Genomic DNA, 19,890 nt, shown 5'->3' on the forward strand with positions numbered 1-19,890 from the left:
CGATGAACAGGATCTTCGCCGATCTGCCCGTCACCGTGTTCGAGGCGATGTCGCAGCTCGCGCGCGACAACAACGCGATCAATCTCGGTCAGGGGTTCCCGGACGATCCGGGCCCGGAGGACATCCGCCGCGCCGCCGCGGATGCCGTGCTCAACGGCTACAACCAATATCCCTCGATGATGGGGATCCCCGAACTGCGGCAGGCGATCGCGGCCCATTACGCGCATTGGCACGGCGTCAATCTCGACCCGATGACCGAGGTGATGGTGACCTCGGGCGCGACCGAGGCGCTGGCGAGTGCGATCCTGTCGGTGGTCTCGCCCGGCGACGAAGTCATCGTGTTCCAGCCGGTGTACGATTCCTATCTCCCGATCATCCGGCAGGCCGGCGGCATTCCGCGGCTGGTCCGGCTCGAGCCGCCGCACTGGCGCATCACCGAGGAGGCGCTGCGCGAGGTCTTCAGTCACAAGACCAAGGCGATCGTGTTCAACAATCCGCTCAATCCCGCCGCGGTGGTCTATCCGCGCGAGGATCTCGAATTGCTGGCGCGGTTTTGCCAGGAGTTCGACGCGGTGGCGATCTGCGACGAGGTGTGGGAGCACGTCACCTTCGACGGCCTCGGCCACATCCCGCTGATCGCGATCGAGGGGATGCGCGACCGCACCATCAAGATCGGCTCGGCCGGCAAGATCTTCTCGCTGACCGGCTGGAAGATCGGCTTCGTCTGCGCATCGCCACAACTGCTGCGGGTGGCAGCCAAGGTGCATCAGTTCCTCGCTTTCACCACGGCGCCGAATTTGCAGGTCGCCGTCGCCTACGGACTCGGCAAGAGCGACGATTACTTCCTGCAGATGCGCAAGGACCTCGCCAAGAGCCGCGACCGGCTGGCGCAGGGGCTGTCGAGCATCGGCTTCCCGGTGATCCAGTCGCAGGGCACCTATTTCCTCACCGTCGATCTGTCGCCGCTCGGCCTCAATGAGACCGACGAGGCGTTCTGCAAGCGGATCGTCAACGACTATAAGGTCGCAGCGATTCCGGTGTCGGCGTTCTACGAGGAAGAGCCGGTCACTTCGGTGGTGCGGTTCTGTTTCGCCAAGAAGGATCAGACGCTCGACACCGCTCTCGAGCGGCTGTCGGACGCGGTGCACAGGCGCTAGGGCTCGAGAATGGAACACGGATTCTTCCGGCGGACGCGGTTTGTCGGTCTGACGTTGGCACTGTTCGCAGGCCTCTCTGCGCCGGCGGTGGCGCAGGATCGCGTGGTCAATTTCTACAACTGGTCGAACTACGTCGCGCCCGGCGTGCTGGAGGAGTTCACCCGCGAGACCGGGATCAAGGTGATCTACGATACCTTCGACGGCAACGAGACGCTGGAGACCAAGCTGCTCGCCGGCAAGTCGGGCTACGACGTCGTGGTGCCGACCGCGTATTTTCTGCAGCGCCAGATCGGCGCGAAGGTGTTCCAGAAGCTCGATGCATCGAAGCTGCCGAACCTGAAGAACGCCTGGGACGTCGTCACGAAGAAGCTCGCGCTGTACGATCCCGGCAATCAATACGCCGCGAACTACATGTGGGGCACCACCGGGATCGGCTACAACGCCGCAGCGGTGAAGCGCATTCTCGGCGAGGGTGCGGCGATCGACAGCTGGGACATCGTGTTCAAGCCGGAGAATCTGGCGAAGTTCAAGGACTGCGGCGTGCAGATGCTGGACTCGGCCGACGATATCCTGCCGGCGGCGCTGACTTATCTCGGCCTCGATCCGAATTCGACCAGGCAGGCCGATCTCGACAAAGCTGCCGACGCCGTCGCCAAGGTGCGGCCGTCGGTGCGCAAGTTTCACTCGTCCGAATATCTCAACGCGCTTGCGACCGGAGAGATCTGCCTCGTGGTCGGCTGGTCCGGCGACATCAAGCAGGCGCAGGCGCGCGCCACCGAAGCCAACAACGGCGTCGAGATCGGCTACGCGATCCCGAAGGAGGGCGCGCAGATGTTCTTCGACAATCTGGCGATTCCCGCCGACGCCCGGAACGTCGCCGAAGCGCACGAACTGATCAACTTCCTGTATCGTCCGGAGATCGCCGCGCGCAATTCCGACTTCCTGTCCTACGCCAACGGCAACAAGGCGAGCCAGGAATTCGTCAACGCCCGCGTGCTGAACGACAAGACGATCTATCCGGACGAGGCGATGCAGTCGCGCCTGTTCGTGATCACCGCGCGCGACGCGGCGACGCAGCGGGTGATCAACCGGTTGTGGACGCGGGTCAAGACGGGACGGTGAAATCGCCCCTGGTCAGGCAGTCCCCGCCAGGTCCCGCGCGGACGCTTCGCGAACGGCGGGCTTTCCGAGATCGCTGAAATTGATCGTGCCGGGGAGCGCGTGATCGGAGGGCTTGCCGCCGACGCCGCGCATCGGAATCGGACTGACGGGCGTGCGGTCATATCGTTGGATATCTTGCCGAAACAGCCGCCATGCCCATCCCGCCGTTCGGCGGTAGGTCTGGACCAGTCCGATCATGCCGTAGATCTGCGCGCCGGCATCGATCAGATGGGCCCGCACCCGGAGCTCGGCGCGGCGAAGCATCTTCTTGGAGACCGGGTAATCCTTGACCTCTTCCGCCGGCCTGGTCTCGGCGCTCGAGAACACCCCCGCCGACTTCGAGAATATCAGCGCGCTTAAAAAGCGAACCGGATTGAAGAAATAGGTGTAGGCGATCAGCAGATTGACCTGCTTGAGCCAGGGGCGGGCATGCTTCGAGGCGACGACGTAGTTGCCGTCCATGATATGCGGCTCGACCGCGACGTCGCCCGCTTTGCTGAAAGCCATCCCTGAATCGAACACGTTCTCGTACCATTTGGATCCGGGGGCCGGCGTCAGCATCATCACCTGCGTGGTGATCGATCCCGCCTTTCGCAGCAACCTGATCTGGTTAATGAGACCGTAGTTCGACTTCCAGGTCACCAGCGGCTGGCTGTCGTGATGCATCATCATCGGCATCGGCAGAATGTTGTTCTCCCGCAGCAGCCGGAATGCGAGTTCGGTCTTGTCCTTGTCCTGCGCCTTCTTGACCAGCGTCGCGGTCATGTCCTCGACGCCGAGCCACACCGCTGCGAAGCCGGCGTCGCGGATCAGCGGCAGGTGATCGCGCATGCCGACCGTGTCGTGCACCGTGACCTCGGTTCCGAGCCGGATCTTGCAATGCGGCCTGCCGGCCCGGGCCTTGCGGGCCAAGGTCCCCGCGATATCGAGCGCGCGTTTGGTGTTGTTGAAGAAATTGTCGTCGGCCCCGAAGAAGTGATAGAGGCCGAAGGTCTCGGCGATCTGCCCGATCTCTTCCGCGATGCGCTCGCCGCTCTTGGCGCGAAACTGCGACTGGTTGTAGGCGGGGATCGGACAGTAGGAGCAACGGAACTTGCAGCCGGCCGTCATGACGATCCCGGCGATCGGGCTGTGCTTCCTCACACGATTGGCGGGCAACGCATGGCTCGCCAGCGTCATCTCGTTGCTGGGTGGTTCCAGCAGCTTGTAGCCGTGGACCGAGCTCGGCAGTTCATCGAGATCGCCGAGCAGGCGCTGAACGCCGGTGTCGACCAACTCCTCGATCGGTCCGCCGCGTGGCGCTCTGCGCGCGTAGACGATCCCCGGAATTTCATCGAGTGCGCCGCTGTCGCGCGCGCGCGCGAACACCGACCGCATCGATTCGCCGTCCGCCCGCATCGACAGCAGGACGTCCAGCAATTCGAGAAAGACATATTCCTCGCCGGTGACGGCGACGTCCGCGGCCCAGTTCGCGTTCGGATCTGCACCGAAGACGTGCCAGGGTTCGTACCTGATCCGCGGACCGCCCACCATGATCAGCGGACGCTTGTCCGGCTCGATCCGGCAGGCTTCCTGGATCAGCCGGTCGCATTCCGCCGAATGCAGATGCATGCTCGACACCAGGAAAAGGTCCGGGATGCGGCCATCGAGGCGCATGTGCAGCGGGCTGAAATTCCGGTTCCACTGCTGGAGGACGATCCGGGTCTTGTCGAAGCCGACATCTACAAGCGCCGAACCGATCGCCCGCACGCCACCCGGGGCCATGCGCGTATCGGCAAGAATGAAGGGGAGGACACGGGTCCTATGATCAAAGGCGCTGGCGATGACGGTCGTCAGGTCGTGCTTCCCGGAAAAATGGCGCAGCCGCTCTCGCAAGGCCGTCATCTTGCCAGGGACCAGCAGTTCGTCACCACGGGTACGCCTTGGAAGTTCCATGTCAGGCCTCGTTCCTCGCCGACCTATTTATCGTATCAGTTTGAAGTTAATACGCGCGCGGGTCAAGTTGACGGCCGCCTGGCTCGGTCCGTGGGGCATGAGTCGCCCTAAGCGTTCCCAGCGCACACGCGTTGCAGGCGCTACTTTGCGTCTCGGTCGCCGAAATGCCCTCAGCGGTCGATTGGGCCGGCGATATCAAGCAGGCCGGCGTGATGGGGCGAACACCGGCGTCGAGATCCGCTACGCGATCGGTCGCGGCGTTGCACGAACTGATCAGCTTGCTGTATCGCCCGGATCGCCGCCCGCGAAGCGACAACGCAGCGCATCATCAACCGGCTGTGGATGCGGGTGAGGACGGCGCGGTGAGGTGACCGCTCTCCGGCAGCCGGGGTGCCGGATGGGTTCGGCTGCAATCGTCTTCCACACCGATGCCCGCCTGTTCGAACAGCGGATCAGAATGGAACACCGCGACGCTCGGAGCGCATTCGCGCTGAACGCGGCAGATCACCCGATTGCGGCCGGCGTGCTTCGCGTCGTAGAGCGCTCGATCTGCCGCCGTGACCAGATCGGATACCTCGTGCATCGCGGGCGTAGACGTCGCCACGCCGATGCTGACGGTGGCTGAAACCGGGCGCGAGGCCACCACCATTGCGTTCGCGGCGACCTCTCGCCGCAATCGCTCCGCGACGCTGCGTGCCTGTTGCATATCCGTTTCCGGCATCAGCAGAGCGAACTCTTCGCCGCCGATCCGCGCGAGAATGTCGTATTCACGCTTGCAGCCGCGCGCGAGGTTGGCCAGGTGCACGATGACGTCGTCGCCCACCTGGTGGCCGAAACCGTCGTTGATCGATTTGAAGTAATCGATGTCGATCATCAGGAACGACACCGGCCATCCATGGTGACGAGCTCTGGCCCACTCACGGTTCGCCAGGGTCATAAAGTGGCGGCGATTGTAGACGCCCGTCATGCCGTCCGTCGTCGCCAGCCGCTCGAGCTCCTGCGCATTTCGCACGATGTCGGTGACGTTGCTGTAGATCAGCATTCGCCCTCCGCCGGGCAGGACGGCCAGATGACAGCGCAGCGTCGTCCCGTCCGCCATCGTCAGATCCATCGGTCTCGGATCGCCGGACCGGACCCATGCCAGGCGCCGCTCGACGTAGTCATCGAGGTTCACCGCGACCGCTTTGGCAGCGGCACCGAGCATGTCCGCATACCGCGGCCGCTCCGTCCGGATCTCCTCCGTGCTGTTGGCCCTGAACATGACGTGAAGCACTGGGTTGCTGTAGATCGCCCGGAGGTCTCGGTCGAGGATCAGCAGGCCGCTATCGACGTTGTCGAGGGCGCTGTAGAGCGTCTCGAGGGCCTGTTTGGCTTCGGTCAGCTCGCGCTTCAGGCGCGCGAATCCTGCCGGATCCGCGTTCGATCCGTTCGACCCTTCGGTTTCCCCCACCGGTCCTTGACCACTCTGCATGGTGATCGCCTCCGCGACGCGCATCGATCAATACACTATCGGTTGTGTGGCGACCGACAACAACCTGTAGATGGGCGAGCGAAATTCGGAGTAGGTAGTTAATGCACGGCTAACTCAGGCGTCGACCCGACCGACTAACGCCACCTGCGATGCAGCCACAGCCACTGCTCCGGTGTCTCGCGGATCCAGCCTTCGATCACCGAGGTCGCCGCCTGCATCGTGCCCTGGATGTCGATCTGGCCGTCGGCGTCGCGCACGGGCTGGATCTCGTCGGTGAGTTCGGCACGGAAGCGGTGGCCGGGCAGGCGGATGACGCGGGCGCCGTGCAGCGGGCAGTCGATCTGGCGCAGCAGTCGCGCGAGCATCGGATTCGCCTTGCAGGTGCGGCCGAAGAAGGTGACGTCGACGCCCCTGGTGTAGTGCTGATCGATCAGCATGCCGACGTGCTTGCCCTCTTGCAGGGCCTGCGCCAGCTTGAACGGCGCGGTGCCGCCGGCGGCGATGAGCTGGCCCATCTTGACCGAGCGGATTTCCTCGACGATGCGATCGGCCGCCTCGATGTTCGGACGTCGATACAGCACGGCGGTGTCGAGCCCATGCGCGACTGCGGCGACCGCCGGCAGTTCCCAATTGCCGAGATGGCTGGCGAAGATCAGCGCCGGCTTTCCGTCGGTGCGCAATTTCTCGAATAGTTCGAGCGAGCGCGGTGTGACTTCGATGCGGCTTTGTTCCGGATGATCGGGGTCGTAGTCCCACACCGAATCCAGATGCGCGAACTCCGCCCCGGCGCGGCCGAGATTGTCCCAGACGCCGGCGAGGATCGCCTCGATCGCCTCGGGCGACTTCTCGGGGAAGGCGGCGGTGAGATTGGCGCGGCCGATGCGCTGCTCGGGCAGCCGCGGGCCGAGCTTGCGCACCAGGGCGCCGAAGAAGTCGGCGGTCTTGGTCGGATCGAACTTCCGCGCCAGATGCAGTGCGCCGATCGCCGCCGAGCCCGCGACATTGCCGAGCGCGGTCTTGGCTGCGCGTTGCGCACGCAGCTTGGCGCGGAGCAGGTGTAGTTTCATCAGAAGTGGACGATGATCTTGCCGAACACCTGGCGGCTTTCCATCCGCTTCAGCGCGGCGCCGACATCGTCGAGCGGCACTTCGGTGTCGATCACCGGCAGCATCCCCGCGGCCATCTTGTCGAGGCTCTCGGCGATGTTCTTCATCGTCGCGCCGAACGAGCCGAAGATCCGGTATTGCTGCTGGAACAGCTGCATCAGATTGATGGTCGCGGTCGGGCCCGAGGTCGAGCCGCAGGTCACGAGCCGGCCGCCGCGCTTCATCACCAGCAGCGAGCCGTTGAAGGTGTCGGCGCCGACGTGTTCGAACACGACGTCGACGCCCTTCTTCTTGGTGATCTTTCGCGTCTCGTGCTCGAAGCGGTCGTTGCGGTAGTTGATGACGTAGTCCGCGCCGAGCTTCTTGACGCCTTCGATCTTGCTGTCGTCGCCGACCGTGGTGATCACGGTGCAGCCGATCGCCTTCGCCATCATGATCGCGACGGTGCCGATGCCCGAGCCGCCGGCATGCACCAGAATGGTCTCGCCCGGCTGCAGTTTGGCGTTGTCGAACAGCATGTGCTGCACGGTGGAGAACGCGATCGGCGCGCAGGCGGCGTCGCGCAGGCTCACGCCGTCCGGCACCGGGATCACCAGCCGAGCCGGGATGTTCATCAGTTCGCGCGCGAAGCCGTCGACGTGGAAGCCGATCAGTCCGCCGACATTCTCACAGAAATTATCGCGGCCTTCGAGGCAGGCCTTGCAGTGACCGCAGGTCAGCGCGCCATACATCACGACTCTCTGACCGGGTGCAAAGCGCGTGACGCTGTCGCCGACCGCCTCGATCGTGCCCGACGCTTCGGCGCCGACCACGATAGGCAGCTTGCGCTTGACGAAGGCCATGCCGCGATAGCCCCAGACGTCGATGTGGTTGAGCGCGACCGCGGCGACGCGGATCTGCACCTCGCCGGCCGCGGGCGGCGGGGGAGGCGGCAGATCGGAGACCGCGAGATCGCGATCGGCAACGAGAGTGAGCGCGCGCATGAATCGTGTCCGAAGAAGTTGCGTCCTGGCGCGGCTAGACCGGCTCGCGCGTCAGGATCAGGGAAGCGTTCTGGCCGCCGAACCCGAACGAGTTCGACATCACCGCGGTGACGCGGGCGTCGCGCGCCTTGTTCGGCACGACGTCGAGCGGGATCAGCGGATCCGGCACGTCGTAATTGATGGTCGGCGGAATCCGTTGATGCTCGAGCGTCAGCAGCGAGAAGATCGCCTCGACCGCACCGGCGGCGGACAGTGTGTGGCCGACCATCGACTTGTTCGACGACACCGGAATCGTCGAGGCGCGTTCGCCGAACATCGCGGAGATGCCGTTGTATTCCATCTTGTCGTTTTCGGGCGTGCCGGTGCCGTGGGCATTGATGTAGTCGATCTGCTCGACGCCGAGGCCGGCGTCGGCGAGCGTCTTCTTGATGCAGCCGATGATCGGCTTGCCGTCCGGGCTCGAGCGGGTGCGGTGGAACGAGTCGGCGAGTTCGCCGCAACCGGCGACGACGCCGAGAATGGCCGCGCCGCGCGCCACCGCGGATTCGTAGCTTTCGAGCACCAGCGCGCCGGCGCCTTCCGCCATCACGAAGCCGTCGCGGTTCTTGGCGAACGGCTTGGCCGAGGCCTGCGGCGGGTCGTTCTGGGTCGACAGCGCCGACAGCAGCGAGAACCGGATCAGGGCCTCGGCGTTGACCGAGCCGTCGGTGGCGACGCACAAAGCGGCGTCCGCTTCGCCGCGGCGGATCGCCTCGACGCCGAGCTGGATCGCGCTCGCGCCCGAGGCGCAGGCGGTCGACAGCGAAATCGGCGAGCCCTTGGTGCCGAACGTCTCGGCGAGATGATCGGCGACCGAGCCGAACTGGAAGCGGTGGTGATAGTTCGTGAACCGTCCACCGCCGCTGACGCGGAGCAGGGCGTCGTAGTCGATCGCGGTGTTGGCGCCGGTGGCGCGCGCCAGTTCCTGCCGCGGCTGCCACTCCAGTTCGACCGGCGCCACGGCGAGAAACAGCGGGCCGGGGAAGTCGCCCTTGCGGCCGATGCCGGCCTGCGCGATCGCTTCCTCGGTGGCGATGTCGGCGAGCTTTTCGCCGAGCACGGTGGAGGAGAACGGCTCCACCGGGACGAAATCCACGGTGCCGGCCATGGTGGTTTTCAGGCCTTCGATCGGAAACCGCGTGATGGTGCGGATGCCGGACTCGCCGGCGGTCAGCCTGGCCCAATTGTCGGTTTTGCCGGCGCCGAGCGACGTCACCACGCCCATGCCGGTGACGACCACGATCGGCCTGCCGAATTTGTCGTGCGTCGCGGTCATCGCGTTCCCCTCGCTCGGTCGGTCGAGCTCACCGAATGGCCTCGACCAGCGCCATGCCTTCGCCGCGCCAATGGCCGGCGCCGACCACCACAATCTGGTCCGGGGCCGTCGCGGTTTCAATCTCCAGCCCGCTCGGATCGTTGGCTGGAAACAGCGCGCCGCGCGACAGCGACAGCGCCGCCAGCGCAATGCCGAGCGGAAACTGCGCTTCCATGACGTGCCCGAACGCCGTGCCCGTCGCGCGGACCGGATGAGCGCCATGCGCGCGCAGGAACGCGGCTTCTTCCGCGGTCGCCGGCTCCGCGCCGGTCGCGCCGGTGATGATCGCGGCGTCGTCGTGCAACGGGCCGAGCTGCGTCCACAGCTTGTCCATCGAAGCGGTGACGTCGCCCGGCGCGCGCCGGCGCGACATGTCGGCGACGACATTGGTCAGCCGCGCATAGGGCCTGGCGCCGCGCGCCTGCGCATGCGCCTTCGACTCGATCACCAGGAAGGCGCCACCGGAGCCGAGCGCGAAGCCGCCTTTGGGGCCGCGCGAAAACACCGGCGCGTAGTTGTCCTTGAGATTGAAGTCGCCGAATTCGTAGAGCATCAGCAGATCTTTGCGCTCGCCGTTCTGCGCGGCGCCGATCAGCGCGATGTCGCTCTGGCCGGCGGCGATGCGCGCCAGCGCGATCCTTGCTGCGTCGACGCCGGCTTCTTCCTCGCCCATGAAGGTGCGCGACGAGCCGGTGACGCCGTGGACGATGGCGATGTTGCCGGCGAGCAGGTTGGAAAGCTGCGCCAGAAACAGCGTCGGCCGCAGGTCGTTCATCAGCCGCTCATTGAGTGCGCCGGGCGGAGAATCGCCGTGGGCCTCGGAGTTGAGCACCGCGGAGTCGACCGCGAGGTCGCGCTCGCCGCCGCCGGCGGCGACGATCATGTCCGTTCGGGACAGGATCTCGCTGTTGCCCTTGATGCCCGCCGAATCCAGCGCGAGGCCGGCCGCATAGGTGCCGATCCGCTGCCAGGCTTCCATCTGGCGCTGATCGCCCTTCTTGGGGATCTGCTGGTCGAAGCTCAGCGGGGCCAGCGGATGGACGATGTAGGGCGCAAAGCCGGTGGTGTCGACGTTGACGCGGCGCTGCGCCAGCGCGTCCCAATGCGCGTCGAGGCCTTCGGCCAACGAGGTCGCGAGACCGATGCCGGTGATCCAGGCTTCCACAGGTTGTTTGTGCGACGTCTCAGCCATGGATCATCTGCTCCGGAAATCCGATCTGTCTGGCCATCACTTCCATGTGCCCGCGCAGATCCGGATGAGGGAAGGGCACGTGGCGGAAGGTCAGCGTCGCGTTGCACGCCAGCTTGCCGCCGCTTTTGATGTTCGCCTCGGTCATGGTGTAGCCCGAGCCCTCGTGGATCACACTGGCCTCGACGGACAGCGTCTCGCCGGGCGTGATGAAGCTGCGCATCTTGGCTTCCTTGACCGCGGCGAGAAACGGCATGCGCTGGAACTGCATCAGCGCGATCAGCAGCCAGCCCGATGTCTGCGCCATCGTCTCGATCAGCAGCACGCCCGGCATCAGCGGATAGCCGGGGAAATGACCTTCGAAGATCGTGCTCGTCTGCGGCACCAGCGCTTCGACCGTGATGCTGCGTTGCTCGATACGAAGCTCGGCGATCCGATCGATCAGATGGAAGTATTCGAGGTTCATGGCGCGGGCGGCTTTCGAACCGCCACTACGCGCCCTTGGCGGCGACCAGTTCGTCGATGCGGGCGGCGAGGTTGCTCAGGACGAAATATTGTTCGGTGGTCGCCTTGCCGTCGTTGACCTCCTGGGTCCACTTCTCGAGCGGCAGTTTGATACCGAACGCCTTGTCGATCGCGAAGGCGATGTCGAGGAAGTCCAGGCTGTCGATCCCCAGATCATCGATCGCGTGGCTTTCCGGGGTGATCGTGTCGCGCGGGATGTCGCAGGTTTCCGCGATGATGGTGGCCACCCGATCGAATGTGGAAGTCATCATTAAGCCTTTGAAATTGTGTCGGAAATGGCCGCCCGCGTCGAGCGCGGGCGTGGTCGTGACGACAGGTGAATGCCCGTATATCGGAGCGCTGCCCCGAGTTCAATGGCACGTGGGCCACAGCCCTTTAAGCGCTGCCTGGCCGAGTTTCCACGCCGGTGCGGAGAATCAACCCTGCGGAATCGCAATCTGCGCGCAATCGCGCCGGCCCATCAATACGCAATCCTGTGTCCTGCGCAGGTCGGCGATGCTGGTGGCGAGCCAGAAGCCGACGACTGTCAGCGCGGCGGTGAAAGCCAGCGCGGCGATGTTGGTCAGCATCCGGTGGCGGAAATCGTCCTGCAATTCGTCGCGGCCGCGCTCGTAGGCGGCCAGATCGTTCTGAACCGGGGGGAGTTTCCCGACATCGGCGGTGGGGCCCGTCCTCCGTGGCCGGAACGGCAGCACGCGGTGCTCGTCATCGGGAATGCTGAGGCGGTGGTTCTTCATGATGGCCGGCCTGCGGCGGCTATAGCCGATTGCGTCAGTCGCTCGATCCTATTCGAAGCCCGGGCCGAGGCAAACTCCGCAACTTGACGGAAGTGAGACTGAGAGCTCACGTCTAGTCTTCCACCGCGGGCGAGCCCTTGCTTTTCGTCTCGTTGCCGTCGTCATCCGAGTCCTTGCCGCCGAGCAGGCGATGCAGCAGCCCCTCGAGCCGGTGGCCGCCGATCAGCACCGCCAGCGTGATCGCCATCGCCACCAGCACGCCCGGCCATTGTCCGGCGCCGCAGGCGATGCCGATGCAGGCGGTCAGCCAGGTGCAGGCCGCCGTCGTCAGACCGTGCACGTCGTGCCGGCCGCCGGTGTGGACGATCACGCCGGCGCCGAGAAAGCCGATGCCGGTGAGAATGCCCTGGATCACGCGGCTGGTCGGGTCGGAGATGTGGTCGAACTGGGCGCTCTGGTCGGCGATAGCGACCAGCAGGGCCGAAGCGACGCCGACCAGCGCCAGCGTGCGCATCCCGATCGGCTTGCCCTGGAGGTCGCGATTGAGGCCGATCAGGCCGCCCGCGATCGCGGCGACAGCGAGGCGCAACAGGATTTCCCACCACGGCAGCACCGCATCAGCCTCCCGCTACGATCAGCGTCATCACTTCGGCAGCCGTCCCATCAGATAGAATTCGTCGTTCGGCCGCATGCCGGTGACATTGGCCATGCGGTTGGACAGCGCAAAGAACGCCGCGACGGCCGCGATGTCCCAGATGTCGTCGTCGCCGAAGCCGTGTTCCTTGAGCGCATCGAAGTCGGCGTCGCCGACCCGCTCGGCGTCGCGGCTCACCTTCATGGCGAAGTCGAGCATCGCACGCTGCCGTTCGGTGATCTCGGCCTTGCGATAGTTGACGGCGATCTGGTCGGCGATCTGCGGGTTCTTGGCGCGGATGCGCAGGATCGCGCCGTGCGCGATCACGCAATACTGGCACTGATTGGCCGCCGAGGTCGCGACCACGATCATCTCGCGCTCGGCCTTCGACAGCCCGCTGTCCTTCTCCATCAGCGCGTCGTGATAGGCGAAGAACGCCCGGAACTCATCTGGCCGGCCGGCCAGCGCCAGAAATACGTTCGGCACGAAGCCGGACTTCTCCTGCACGCCCTCGATCCGGCTGCGGATGTCTTCGGGCATCTCGGCGAGAGACGGCACGGGAAAGCGGGAGACGGCAGGCGAGGTCATTGATGAGATCCGGGCTGAGTGATGCGCGAACCTTAGAGACAAGTCGATTGCAGTCAATCATATCGATGAAAAGAGATCCGCGATGCGTGCCAACGTGCCGGCGTGAAACGCTGCCGTGCCGTCATTGCGAGGAGCGCAGCGACGAAGCAATCCAGCGCCATGCACTGGGCTGGATTGCTTCGCTGCGCTCGCAATGACGGAGAGCGTGTTTCAGCGCAACGGCTTCTTCAGCAGCGAGAAACGGTCGGGGTCGAGCCCGAGCGAAGGCTGCAACATCGGCGCTTCGACCGTGCGGGCCAGCGGGCGTTCGATCGTGCCGGGATCGTTCGGCACGTCGCGGTGCGAGGTGGCGCCGCGCCAGCGTTCGAGCACGGCGCTGACGAAGTGCATGTCGTGCCCCGCGGCGGTCGACGGCACCGTCGAGGTCGCGGCTTCCGATCGCGGCAACTGCTGCGGCGGCACTTCCTTGAAGCGCAGCCGCGTCGGCAGCGCGACGCCCTCGCCGAATGCCAGCACCTCGCGGGTGCCGAGCGAGGGCACGAACGACAACAGATTGGCGGCTGCGTCCGACACCGCCGAGCGCAGCAGCGACTGATCGCGGTCGTTGGCGAGCCGCATCGCGAACAGCGTATTGCATTGCGACAGGATGGTGGCGTCGAGCTCGGCCGGACGCTGCGTCACCAGGCCGAGATAGACGCCGTATTTGCGGCCTTCCTTCGCGATCCGCGACACCGCCTTGCGGGTCGGGCCGAAGCCGATCGCGCGATCGGCGCTGGCGTAGCGATGCGCCTCTTCGCAGACGAACAGCAGCGGCGAGACGCCGTCGCTCCACAGCCCGAAGTCGAACGCCATCCGGCACAGCACCGACACCACCGAATCGACGACTTCGGCCGGGAAGCCGGCGAGCTGCATGATCGTCATCGGGCGGCCATTGGCCGGCAGCCGGAACAGATGGCTGATCACCTCCGCCATGGTGTCGCCGCCGACATTGGCGTTGTCGAACATGAAGGCGTAGCGCGGGTCGTTGCGCACCGTCTCGATCCGCGAGATCAGCTTGTGATAGATGATGCGCGACGAGCGGTTCTCCAGCTTGCCCATGCGCTCGTCGATCAGCGAGATCAGGTCGACGAGGCGATACGGCACCGGCGTGTCGGCGGTGTAGCCGACCGATTTCGGATCGACCCGCTTCAGCCCGAGCCGGTCGGCGCTGGTGTATTGCACGTAGAGGCCCTTGGCGATCGGGATCACTTCGGCGAGCACGTCGAGTTCTTCCGGCACGCCGGGACGACCCGCGAACAGCACGTCGACGATCTCGTCGAAATTGAACAGCCAGAACGGCAGTTTCAGATTGCGCGGATTGAGCACCAGCGCCTTGTCGCCGAAGCAGCGGCCGTATTCGTTGTGGACGTCGAGCAGGAATATGCGCAGCGCCGGTCGCGATTTCAGGATCTCGTTGAGCAGCAGCGACACGCCGGTCGATTTGCCGACGCCGGTGGAGCCCAGCACGGCGAAGTGCTTCGACAGCATTTCCTCGATGTCGACATAGGCGATCACCGACGGGTCCTGCTGCAGCGTGCCGACATTGATCTGGTCGGAGCCGGTCGGCGCGTAGACGATGCGCAGGTCTTCGCTGCTGATCAGTTCGACCGCGTCGCCGATCGTCGGATAGTTGGTGACGCCGCGCTGGAACTTCGCGCGCAGCGGACCGGGCAGGATTTCGCCGAGCAGATCGACCGACGCGATCGCGATATGGGGCTCGTTCGGCGAGATGTTCTCGCTCGTCGCCTCGGTGATCATCGCGATGATGGTTGAGGTCGCGGTGCGGATGCTGATGAAGCGCCCGACCGTGGCGCGCACCGCCGCCGGCGACAGCCGGCTTTCGGGCATCAGCCCCGCGCGCGCCATCGACCCGCGCACCGAGATGATCTTGCCGAACGTCGGCGCGGGAACAGCTTCTGCCATTGTCTGGAACTCACACGATTCTGGTATTCGTGCGGCGACTATGCGGGCGCGTTGCTGAGAAACTGTTAAGTGGCGGACGTCACAGAGCTGGAACCGCATCGCCGGTTTTGCTTTCGATGATCATCTGACGAACGGTTCGTGCAGGACGATTAACGTCCCGTTGACCATCACAACCGCCATGGCGAAGCGCTCTCGCGGCGCATGATGCGTCCGAGCTGTGCACCCGTCGCTGCAAAGCGAGGGGTGGGGGCGCGCCGAAAGGCGCAAAAGTGGTGAGTGTCGCGATGGCTTTGCGGACCATCGCGCAACGCCTGATCGGCGCGCCCACCGCGGCGATTTTGGGCATCGGGACCGTTCTTCCGGGAACACAGCGGTGCGGGATCTCCCCGGCCTTGCTGCGCCCGTCCAGCCACGAAAGCGGCAGCCGCTCGTAGTAGCGGCGGACGGTGACCTCTGCCTCCCGGACGCGTGCTTGCGAGGCACGACGCGCAGGACGCCGCGTCCGTCCGGCTTCGCCAGCAAAGCTGGCATTGCCAAACTATCATCGGGGCCGGTTACCCGGCCCGTCCGATCTGTCCCGCTATCCGACGCCTCGCGAAGCGCCCCTCACGGACAGGACGTGGCGGATTATAATCTTAATAGGATTATTGTCAAGAGGCGAGACGAAGGATTTTTGCGGCGCTCGCCGATCCACCCATGCCTTCGCGTTCGTCATTCCGGGGCGCGCCGACGCGCGGTCACGCGCGTCGGCGCGAACCCGGAATCTATAGCCACCGTCGTCGCGTAGTCGGCAGGCCGCCTGTCAGGCCGTGCCTCAACGCGTCGACCGGGGTTATGGATTCCGGGTTCGCGAGTTGCGCTCGCGCCCCGGAATGACGAGAGAGGAGGCGCGCCGGGCCCTCGGACAGGAAAGAGCGTGCCTGTTGCGCGTGGGCACGTCGCTGCGCCGACTTGCCCACGCTATGGACGACAGCGTTCGACGTCCGACGCGTCGGACGACCTAATCGCCGACGAAGTCGCTGCGCTTGTAGCCTTGCGCGTAGAGTAGCGCGGTGAGGTCGGCGTGGTCGATGCGGCCGTGGGCGCTGGCGGCGACCGCGGGCTTGGCGTGGTAGGCGATGCCGAGGCCGGCGGCCTGGATCATGCCGAGGTCGTTGGCGCCGTCGCCGATCGCCAGCGTGTCGATGGCGTCGAGGTCGTCGGCCTCGCGCAATTCGAGCAGCGTCGCGAGCTTGGCTTCGCGGCCGAGGATCGGCTCGGCGACGCGGCCGGTGAGCTTGCCGTCCTCGCTCAGCAGTTCGTTGGCGCGGTGTTCGGCGAAGCCGAGCCGCTCCGCCACCGCGCGGGTGAACTGGGTGAAGCCGCCGGAGACCAGACACGTATAGGCGCCGTGCGCGCGCATCGTCTGCACCAGCGCGCGGCCGCCGGGCGTCAGCGTGATCCGCGTCGCCAGCACCTTGTCGATGATGTCGAGCGAAAGCCCCTTCAGCAGCGCCACGCGCTCGCGCAGCGCCGGCTCGAATTCGATCTCGCCGCGCATCGCGCGCTCGGTGATCGCGGCGACGTGGCTCTTCAGCCCGACGAAGTCGGCGAGTTCGTCGATGCACTCCTGGCCGATCATGGTCGAATCCATGTCGGCGAGAAAAAGCTTCTTGCGCCGTGTGGCGAGAGGCTGCACCACGACGTCGATCGGCAGATCGCCGCGCGCTTCGCGCAGCCGGTCGGCGAGCACCAGGGTGTCTTCGTCGCTGCTGAAGCTGATGTCGGCGGCGATCTCGTCGTGCAGCCAGATCGCGGCGTTCGGCTGCGGCAGCACCGTGCGCGCGCCTTCGAGCACGGTGGAGTCCAGCGCGGGACTGTTCGGATTGCAGATGAGCGTGGCGACGAGCGACATGGGAAAAACGGTTCCGGAGCAGAGGCAAAGGCCGGCGGCCGTGCTTATCGCAGGGCCGACCGCCAGCGGCAAGTCGGCGCTCGCCTTGCGGCTTGCGCAGATGCACGGCGGCGTCGTCATCAATACCGATTCGATGCAGATGTATCGCGATCTGCGGATCATCACCGCCCGGCCGACGCCGGAAGAGGAGGCGCTGGTCCGCCATCTCCTTTATGGCACGGTCGATGCGGCGGTGAATTTCTCCGCCGGCGCCTTCGTCGAGGCTGCGTCAGGCGCGCTGGCCGAGGCCCGCGCTTCGGGCCGGCTGCCGATCTTCATCGGCGGCACCGGGCTGTATTTCAAGGCGCTGACCCGCGGGCTGTCTCTGGTGCCGCCGGTGGCCGCCGAGGTGCGCGACGCGGTCCGGCTGCGGCTCGACCGCGATGGCGTGCTGGCGCTGCACGCCGAACTCGCCCGGCACGATCCGGCCGCAGCCGAACGGCTGGCGCCGGCCGATCGGTCCCGGATCGCGCGGGCGCTGGAAGTGGTGCTGGCGACGGGTCGGCCCTTGGCCGACTGGCATGGCGACGCCTCGCCGCCATTGTTGCCGCCGGAAGGCGTCACGGCGCTGTTTCTCGCGCCGGAGCGGGAGGTGCTTTACGCGCGGATCGACGCCCGGTTCGCAGCGATGCTGCAGGCCGGGGCGCTGGACGAGGTCGCGGCCTTGGCCGGGCGCAATCTCGACCCGCTGCTGCCGGCGATGAAGGCGCATGGCGTGCCGGCGCTGATCCGGCATCTGCGCGGCGAGCTGACATTGGAGGAGGCCGCCGCGATCGGCGCCGCCGACACGCGGCACTACGCCAAGCGGCAATTCACCTGGTTTCGGCACCAGTTACCGGAGTTTCGTTGGGTGACGCCTGAGGAGGCGGAGGGGGTGGTGGATGAAGCCTTGCAGGGCATTACAAGTACAGCGTCATCCTGAGGTGCGAGCGCAGCGAGCCTCGAAGGATGGAGCGACGAATCCGTGCCGCCCATCCTTCGAGGCTGCAAAGGTCCGTGACGGACCTTTGCAGCACCTCAGGATGACGATGCGCTTGTGGGGTGGTCCGCGCACCCGCCTGCACTTATTTACCGCTCGCGAGCCCGCCGAAATCCGGCTAAGGTTTGATCTCACTGCCTTGACAATGGAAGTTTGAGCGGTATGGTCCCGCGCAACCTTTGGGAAGCTTGAGCGACCACATGCGACACAAAATTACCGATCTGCTTCTCGTCATCGTACCCAGGCGCACCGCCGGGGATGGCTAGGCCATCCCGCGAACGGACGGTGCGCTGAGGGCCTTCGACGGGCCCTTTTTTATTGTCCGAACGCCTTCGCCGAACCGAGCTTGTCCGAACCACCCGAAATTCAGCGCCCGACGGCGCCTCCGGAGCCCAACATGAGCGACAGCACCAGCCACGATCCCAACCAGATGACCGGCGCCGCGATGATCGTCCGCGCGATGAAGGATCACGGCGTCGAGCACATCTTCGGCTATCCCGGCGGCGCGGTGCTTCCGATCTATGACGAGATCTTCCAGCAGTCCGACGTGCAGCACATCCTGGTCCGCCACGAGCAGGGCGCCGGCCATGCCGCCGAGGGCTATGCGCGCTCGACCGGCAAGCCGGGCGTGGTGCTGGTGACCTCGGGGCCGGGCGCCACCAATATGGTGACGCCGCTGGCCGACGCGCTGATGGATTCGATCCCGATCGTCTGCATCACCGGGCAGGTGCCGACGCATCTGATCGGCAATGACGCGTTCCAGGAGTGCGATACCGTCGGCATCACCCGGCCGTGCACCAAGCACAACTGGCTGGTGCGCGACATCAAGGATCTGGCGCGCGTGCTGCACGAGGCGTTCTACGTCGCAACCTCGGGCCGTCCGGGCCCGGTGGTGGTCGACGTGCCGAAGGACGTGCAGTTCGCCACCGGCACCTATCACCCGCCGCGCAAGGACGACGTCCACGTCTCCTACGTGCCGACCATCAAGGGCGATCCGAACCAGATCCGCAAGGCGGTGGCGCTGCTCGCCGGCGCCAAGCGGCCGGTGATCTATTCCGGCGGCGGCGTGGTCAATTCCGGCGACGAGGCGTGCCGGCTGCTGCGCGAGCTGGTCGAGGTCACCGATTTTCCGATCACCTCGACGCTGATGGGGCTCGGTGCGTATCCGGCGTCGGGCAAGAACTGGCTCGGCATGCTGGGGATGCACGGCACCTACGAAGCCAACATGACGATGCACGGCTGCGACGTCATGCTGTGCATCGGCGCGCGCTTCGACGACCGCATCACCGGCCGCACCGACGCGTTCGCACCGACCGCCAAGAAGATCCACATCGATATCGACCCGTCCTCGATCAACAAGAATATCCGCGTCGACGTGCCGATCATCGGCGACGTCGCCAGCGTGCTGACCGATCTGCTCGCGGTGTTCAAGGCCGAGGCCAAGAAGCCCGACATCAAGCCATGGTGGCATCAGGTCGCGACCTGGCGCGCGCGCAATTCGCTGGCCTACAAGAAGAACAACGACCTGATCATGCCGCAATACGCGATCCAGCGGCTGTACGAGGCGACGCGCGGCCGCGACACCTACATCACCACCGAAGTCGGCCAGCATCAGATGTGGGCGGCGCAGTTCTTCGGCTTCGAACAGCCGAAGCGCTGGATGACCTCGGGCGGCCTCGGCACCATGGGCTACGGCCTGCCGGCGGCGCTCGGCGTCCAGGTCGCGCATCGCGATTCGCTGGTGATCGACATCGCCGGCGACGCCTCGGTGCAGATGACGATGCAGGAGATGGCGACGGCGGTGCAGTACGAGCTGCCGATCAAGATCTTCATCCTCAACAATCAGTACATGGGCATGGTGCGGCAGTGGCAGCAGCTGTTGCATGGTAATCGTCTGTCGCATTCCTACACCGAGGCGATGCCGGACTTCGTCAAGCTCGCCGAGGCCTATGGCGGCGTCGGCATGCAGGTGACCAAGCCGGCCGATCTCGACGGCGCGATCATGGACATGATCAAGGTCAACAAGCCGGTGCTGTTCGACTGCCGCGTCGCCTCGCTGGAGAACTGCTTCCCGATGATCCCGTCGGGCAAGGCGCACAACGAGATGCTGCTGCCGGCCGAAGCCACCGACGAAGCCACCGCGGCGGCCTTCGCGGGCGGCAAGGCGCTGGTGTGA

At 65.6% G+C, this 19,890-nt stretch carries 17 protein-coding genes; 4 read left to right on the top strand and 13 right to left on the bottom strand.

Features of this window, described 5'->3' with window-relative positions; all coding sequences use genetic code 11:
- The first annotated feature begins 2 nt into the window (after positions 1 to 2).
- Together ACTZWT_RS11030 and ACTZWT_RS11035 are read left to right on the top strand one after the other, a co-directional pair.
- On the top strand, positions 3 to 1,157 hold the full coding sequence (locus ACTZWT_RS11030; RefSeq protein ID WP_444769711.1) for an aminotransferase: 1,155 nt from the start codon (positions 3 to 5) through the stop codon (positions 1,155 to 1,157).
- Between the two features lie 9 nt (positions 1,158 to 1,166).
- The gene (locus tag ACTZWT_RS11035; RefSeq protein WP_444769712.1) at positions 1,167 to 2,279 is read left to right on the top strand and encodes a polyamine ABC transporter substrate-binding protein; all 1,113 of its coding nucleotides are present in this window, start codon (positions 1,167 to 1,169) and stop codon (positions 2,277 to 2,279) included.
- 12 nt (positions 2,280 to 2,291) lie between these two features.
- Here ACTZWT_RS11035 and ACTZWT_RS11040 read toward each other — a convergent pair whose 3' ends face one another.
- The 13 genes from ACTZWT_RS11040 to serB form a co-directional block, all read right to left on the bottom strand.
- Positions 2,292 to 4,082, bottom strand: a complete 1,791-nt coding sequence (locus tag ACTZWT_RS11040) for a B12-binding domain-containing radical SAM protein (RefSeq protein ID WP_444769713.1) — start codon at positions 4,080 to 4,082, stop codon at positions 2,292 to 2,294.
- A 499-nt stretch (positions 4,083 to 4,581) separates the two neighbouring features.
- A complete protein-coding gene (locus ACTZWT_RS11045; RefSeq protein WP_444769714.1) occupies positions 4,582 to 5,748 on the bottom strand; it encodes a diguanylate cyclase in 1,167 nt (388 codons plus the stop codon).
- 110 nt (positions 5,749 to 5,858) lie between these two features.
- Complete coding sequence (locus ACTZWT_RS11050; protein ID WP_444769715.1) at positions 5,859 to 6,791, bottom strand: lipid A biosynthesis lauroyl acyltransferase; 933 nt, start codon at positions 6,789 to 6,791, stop codon at positions 5,859 to 5,861.
- On the bottom strand, positions 6,791 to 7,813 hold the full coding sequence (locus ACTZWT_RS11055; RefSeq protein ID WP_444769716.1) for a zinc-binding dehydrogenase: 1,023 nt from the start codon (positions 7,811 to 7,813) through the stop codon (positions 6,791 to 6,793). The genes ACTZWT_RS11050 and ACTZWT_RS11055 overlap by 1 nt, the downstream gene beginning before the upstream one ends.
- A gap of 34 nt (positions 7,814 to 7,847) precedes the next feature.
- The gene (locus ACTZWT_RS11060) at positions 7,848 to 9,128 is read right to left on the bottom strand and encodes a beta-ketoacyl-ACP synthase (protein WP_444769717.1); all 1,281 of its coding nucleotides are present in this window, start codon (positions 9,126 to 9,128) and stop codon (positions 7,848 to 7,850) included.
- A gap of 28 nt (positions 9,129 to 9,156) precedes the next feature.
- Positions 9,157 to 10,359 carry a beta-ketoacyl-ACP synthase gene (locus ACTZWT_RS11065; protein WP_444769718.1) on the bottom strand — a complete coding sequence of 401 codons (1,203 nt, stop codon included), beginning with the start codon at positions 10,357 to 10,359 and terminating at the stop codon, positions 9,157 to 9,159.
- Complete coding sequence (locus ACTZWT_RS11070) at positions 10,352 to 10,822, bottom strand: 3-hydroxyacyl-ACP dehydratase FabZ family protein (protein WP_444769719.1); 471 nt, start codon at positions 10,820 to 10,822, stop codon at positions 10,352 to 10,354. The genes ACTZWT_RS11065 and ACTZWT_RS11070 overlap by 8 nt, the downstream gene beginning before the upstream one ends.
- Before the next feature lie 25 nt (positions 10,823 to 10,847).
- Complete coding sequence (locus tag ACTZWT_RS11075) at positions 10,848 to 11,129, bottom strand: acyl carrier protein (RefSeq protein WP_011442233.1); 282 nt, start codon at positions 11,127 to 11,129, stop codon at positions 10,848 to 10,850.
- 168 nt (positions 11,130 to 11,297) lie between these two features.
- The gene (locus tag ACTZWT_RS11080) at positions 11,298 to 11,618 is read right to left on the bottom strand and encodes a hypothetical protein (RefSeq protein ID WP_444769720.1); all 321 of its coding nucleotides are present in this window, start codon (positions 11,616 to 11,618) and stop codon (positions 11,298 to 11,300) included.
- A 112-nt stretch (positions 11,619 to 11,730) separates the two neighbouring features.
- Complete coding sequence (locus ACTZWT_RS11085; protein ID WP_444769721.1) at positions 11,731 to 12,231, bottom strand: MgtC/SapB family protein; 501 nt, start codon at positions 12,229 to 12,231, stop codon at positions 11,731 to 11,733.
- A 30-nt stretch (positions 12,232 to 12,261) separates the two neighbouring features.
- Complete coding sequence (locus ACTZWT_RS11090; protein ID WP_444769722.1) at positions 12,262 to 12,840, bottom strand: peroxidase-related enzyme; 579 nt, start codon at positions 12,838 to 12,840, stop codon at positions 12,262 to 12,264.
- A 210-nt stretch (positions 12,841 to 13,050) separates the two neighbouring features.
- A complete protein-coding gene (locus ACTZWT_RS11095) occupies positions 13,051 to 14,802 on the bottom strand; it encodes an ATP-binding protein (RefSeq protein WP_444769723.1) in 1,752 nt (583 codons plus the stop codon).
- A 1,000-nt stretch (positions 14,803 to 15,802) separates the two neighbouring features.
- On the bottom strand, positions 15,803 to 16,696 hold the full coding sequence (serB, locus tag ACTZWT_RS11100) for a phosphoserine phosphatase SerB (protein WP_444769724.1): 894 nt from the start codon (positions 16,694 to 16,696) through the stop codon (positions 15,803 to 15,805).
- Between serB and miaA the strand changes: the two genes are divergently transcribed.
- Together miaA and ACTZWT_RS11110 are read left to right on the top strand one after the other, a co-directional pair.
- A complete protein-coding gene (gene miaA, locus ACTZWT_RS11105) occupies positions 16,695 to 17,657 on the top strand; it encodes a tRNA (adenosine(37)-N6)-dimethylallyltransferase MiaA (protein WP_444769725.1) in 963 nt (320 codons plus the stop codon). The genes serB and miaA overlap by 2 nt on opposite strands.
- 454 nt (positions 17,658 to 18,111) lie before the next feature.
- Positions 18,112 to 19,890, top strand: coding sequence for an acetolactate synthase 3 large subunit (locus tag ACTZWT_RS11110; protein ID WP_444769726.1), 1,779 nt, complete (start codon positions 18,112 to 18,114; stop codon positions 19,888 to 19,890).

It is taken from the genome of Rhodopseudomonas sp. NSM, from assembly GCF_052445935.1.
Taxonomy (GTDB): Bacteria; Pseudomonadota; Alphaproteobacteria; order Rhizobiales; family Xanthobacteraceae; genus Rhodopseudomonas.